Source organism: Hydrogenophaga sp. (assembly GCF_051007235.1).
Taxonomy (GTDB): Bacteria; Pseudomonadota; Gammaproteobacteria; order Burkholderiales; family Burkholderiaceae_C; genus Hydrogenophaga.
In genome coordinates this window covers 1-4,273 of record NZ_JBPCSJ010000203.1, presented here as the reverse complement: position 1 = coordinate 4,273, position 4,273 = coordinate 1, and the positions used below count along the sequence as shown (strand labels likewise).

3 protein-coding genes are annotated in these 4,273 nt (G+C 67.3%); all 3 read right to left on the bottom strand.

Annotated features, from left to right (window positions below):
- A partial coding sequence (locus ACR2JA_RS07390) for a molybdopterin oxidoreductase family protein (RefSeq protein ID WP_434008454.1) occupies window positions 1-2,406 on the bottom strand: 2,406 nt, incomplete at its 3' end.
- A gap of 4 nt (window positions 2,407-2,410) precedes the next feature.
- A complete protein-coding gene (gene nirD / locus ACR2JA_RS07385; RefSeq protein WP_434008453.1) occupies window positions 2,411-2,800 on the bottom strand; it encodes a nitrite reductase small subunit NirD in 390 nt (129 codons plus the stop codon).
- On the bottom strand, window positions 2,797-4,273 hold a 1,477-nt coding region (locus ACR2JA_RS07380), incomplete at its 5' end, for a (2Fe-2S)-binding protein (RefSeq protein ID WP_434008452.1). The genes ACR2JA_RS07380 and nirD, both read right to left, overlap by 4 nt.

The window sequence follows — 4,273 nt, the reverse complement described above, 5'->3', positions numbered from 1 at the left end:
GGTGCGGCGCTGATGGCGGCGCTGGTCGGCGTAGCGCAAGGCGTCGGCTGTGCTCAGGTCCAACAGGGCTTCGATGCGGTCCACCACCATCGCGTCCGGAGCCTCCCGGCAAGCGGCGCGGAACAACACGCCGGTGCGTTCGCGGCCAAATGGCACGCAGGCCGCGAAGTCGAAAGAGGGCATGAGCGCGCGCAGTTCGGTCAGCGCCGTCCATGCCGTGGCTTCGGGCAGCCAGGCCACACCCAGCAGGGTCCAGGGCAGTTCGGCCTTGAGCACTTTGACCGCCGCGTGCTTGAGCTCGGGCTGTTTGGAACTGGGGCAATAGGCCGAGGTGGTGAGGGCGTTGACGCCGGCCAGCGGCTCGCCCTGGCTGCTGCGGCCGCTCAGGTACTCGGGGCCCCAGTGCATGGCGATGAAGGCCTGCGTGGGTTGGATCGTGCGCGATCCCTGCACCGGCAGCACGATGGAGCCGCGTTTGCTCGTCACCTGCACCAGATCGCCGTCTTTCAGCCCGCGGCGCTCCATGTCCTGCGGGTTCAACTGCACCGATGGTTCGGCCACATGGCCGAACAAGCGGCCCAGGGTGCCGGTGCGCGTCATGCCGTGCCAGTGGTCGCGCAGGCGGCCGGTGGTGAGCGAAAAAGGAAATCGCGATTCGCGCTGTTCGGCAGTGGGACGGTAGGGCAGGGCGGCGAATCTGGCCTTGCCGTCGGCGGTGGGGAAGACGCCGTCTGCATACAGCCGTTCCTGGCCGGCGGCCTGGCCCTCGCGCAGTGGCCAGAACTGCGGGCCTTGCTGCTCCAGCAGGGCGTAACTCAGGCCGGTGATGTCGAGGTCGCGGCCGCGCGTGGATTCGCGGTGTTCGTTCCAGATCGCCTCAGGGGTCTCGTAGGGAAAAAGCGAGGGCTGGCCAGGGCGCAGCTGAGCCTCCAGCCGGCGCGCCACGTCCACCGCGATGCGCCAGTCGTGCCGCGCCTCACCGGCGGCCGGCACGGCGGCGCGCACGCGGCTGATGCGCCGCTCGCTGTTGGTGACGGTGCCTTCCTTTTCGCCCCAGGTGGCGGCGGGCAGCAGGATGTCGGCAAAGTCGCAGGTGGCCGCGGTCGCGAAAGCTTCCTGCACCACCACGAACTCGGCGCGCTGCAGGGCGCGGCGCACCGTGGCCTGGTCGGGCATGGACTGGGCCGGGTTGGTACACGCGATCCACAGCGCCTTGATCTCGCCGTCGGCCGCGGCCTGGAACATCTCGACCGCGGTCTTGCCGGGTTTCGACGGCACGTCGGCCACGCCCCAGAGCGCGGCCACTTCGGCGCGGTGCGCGGGGTTGGCCAGGTCGCGGTGGGCGCTCAGCAGGTTCGCCAGGCCACCGACCTCGCGCCCGCCCATGGCGTTGGGCTGGCCGGTCAGGCTGAAGGGGCCTGCGCCGGGCTTGCCGATCTGGCCGGTGGCCAGGTGCAGGTTGATCAGGGTCGCGTTCTTGGCGGTGCCGCTGCTGCTCTGGTTCAGGCCCTGGCAGTAGAGGCTGAGCGTGGCGGGCGACTGCGCGAACCACTGTGCTGTCGTGAACAGGTCTTCTTTCTTCAAGCCGCAGGTCTGCGCCACCACGTCGGGCGTGGCCTCGCGCACCAGCGCCTTCAGTTCATCGAAACCTTTCGTGTGCGCAGCGATGTAACCGTTGTCGGTCCAGCCCTCCCACAGCATCACGTGCAGCAGGCCGTGGAACAGCATCACGTCGGTGCCGGGCAGCAGCGGCAGATACAGGTCGGCCAGCTCGGCGGTGTCGGTGCGGCGCGGGTCGGCCACGATCACCTTCATGGCCGGGTTCTTCCGGCGCGCCTCTTCGATGCGGCGGAACAGCACGGGGTGGGCGTAGGCCGCGTTGCTGCCGACGATGAACAGGCATTGCGCGTGGTTCACGTCGTCGTAGCAGGCGGGTGGCGCGTCGGCGCCCAGCGTGGCTTTGTAGCCGGCCACCGCGCTGCTCATGCACAGGCGCGAATTGGTGTCGACGTTGTTGGTGCCGATCAGGCCCTTGGCCAGCTTGTTGAAGACGTAGTAGTCCTCGGTCAGCAGCTGGCCGCTGAGGTACAGGCCCACCGCGTCGGGGCCGTGCTCGCGCACGATGCGGCCAAATTCGCTGGCCACCTTGTCGATTGCTGCATCCCAGCCCAGGGCCACGGGCGCCTGGCCGCGCTGCAGGCGCTGCAGGGGTTGCAGCAGCCGGGTCTGGCGCGTGATGGCTGGCGTGGCCGTCAGGTGCAGCGTGCTGCCCTTGGTGCAGAGCTTGCCGAAGTTGGCCGGGTGATCCGGGTCGCCGCGCACACCGGTGATCTGGCCGCCCTCGCTCTGTATGAGCACCCCGCAGCCGACGCCGCAGTAGGGGCAGGTGGAGCGGGTTTCGGTCATGGGTTCAGGCCTTGGCGGTTCGGCGTGCGGGGCCAGCGACGGGCCGCACGTCGGTGGTCGCGTGCGACGCGAGTTGCGTTGCGTCCAGGAACACCTGGCCGTTCTCCACCTTCACGCTGAACTTGGGCGTGCAGCCTTCGTCGGGCGCGGAAGCCTGGCCGTCGCACAGGCCGATGGTCCAGTTGTGCAGCGGGCAGGCCACGTGGGTGCCGAAGACGATGCCTTGCGACAGCGGACCGCCCTTGTGCGGGCAGCGGTCGAGCAAGGCGAACACCTCGTCCTGATCGTTGCGGAAGATCGCGACATCCAGTCCACGCTCGCGTTCCACGCGGCGTGATCCCAGCACAGGAATGTCTTCCACGCGGCAGATGGGGGTCCAGGCGGCGACCATCATGAAACCGTCCTTTCAGCAGTGGCCGACACGGCCTTGATCGGGATGAACTGCCGGGTGTCCACGGCGGCCTTGTCGAAGTCGAACCAGGGGTCGGGTTCGCCGTCCAGCGCGAACAGCAGTTCTTCGTTCAGGGCCTTGCGGCCTTCGGCGTCTTCCAGGATGCGCTTCTTCACGTAGTCCAGGCCCACGCGGCCCACGTAGTGCACGGTGCGTTCCAGGTACCAGCCTTCCTTGCGGTAGAGCTGCATGAAGGCGCCGGTGTACTCCAGCACTTCTTCGGCCGTCTTGAGCTTGACGAAGAAGTGCGCCACCTCGGTCTTGATACCGCCGTTGCCGGCGATGTACATCTCCCAGCCCGAGTCCACGCCGATGATGCCCACGTCCTTGATGCCGGCTTCCGCGCAGTTGCGCGGGCAACCGGAGACGGCGTACTTGACCTTGTGCGGCGCGTACATGCGCCAGTGGGCGCGCTCCAGGTCTTTGCCCATCTGGGTGCTGTCCTGCGTGCCCATGCGGCACCACTCGCTGCCCACGCAGGTCTTCACCGTGCGCAGCGCCTTGGCGTAGGCGTGGCCGCTGGGCATGCCGATGTCTTTCCAGACGGCTTGCAGGTCTTCCTTCTTCACGCCCAGCAGGTCGATGCGCTGGCCGCCCGTGACCTTGACGGTCGGGATCTGATACTTGTCCACCGCGTCGGCGATGCGGCGCAGCTCGTCGGCCGTGGTCTCGCCGCCCCACATGCGCGGGATCACACTGTAGGTACCGTCCTTCTGGATGTTGGCGTGGCTGCGTTCGTTGATGAAGCGGCTCTGCGGATCGTCCTTGGCTTCCTTGGGCCAGCTGCTGATCAGGTAGTAGTTCAGCGCGGGGCGGCAGCTGGAGCAACCGTTCGGGGTTTTCCAGCCCAGGCCCTTTTGCACGTCGGCAATGGCGAGGTACTTGTTGGCGAAGATGGCGTCGCGCACCTCCTGGTGGCTGTGCTCGGTGCAGCCGCACATGGCCTTTTTCTTCGGTGTGGCCGAGTAGTCGCCGCCAGCGGTGAACATCAGGATCTGCTCGACCAGGCCGGTGCAGGAACCGCAGGACGCGCTCGCCTTGGTGTGTTTCTTCACCTCGTCCAGCGTGAACAGGCCCTTGTCCTTGATGGCCTTGCAGATGGTGCCCTTGGTCACGCCGTTGCAGCCGCAAACCTCGTCGCTGTCTTTCATGGCGGCGGCCTTGTTGTGGCCCTGGTGGCCCACGTCGCCAATGTTGCTCTCGCCGAACATCAGCTTGTCGCGGATGTCGCTAACGGTGCGGCCTTCGCGCAGCAGCTTGATGTACCAGCTGCCGTCCACCGTGTCGCCGTACAGGCAGGCGCCGACCAGCTTGTCGTCCTTGATCACCAGCTTCTTGTAGACGCCGCCCGCAGGGTCGCTCATCACGATCTCTTCGGTGTCGTCGCCACCCGTGAAGTTGCCCGCGCTGAACAGG

Excerpts from the sequence above, each read along its gene's own strand:
- nirD (WP_434008453.1), bottom strand. The coding sequence starts at position 2,800 with ATGATGGTCGCCGCCTGGACCCCCATCTGCCGCGTGGAAGACATTCCT.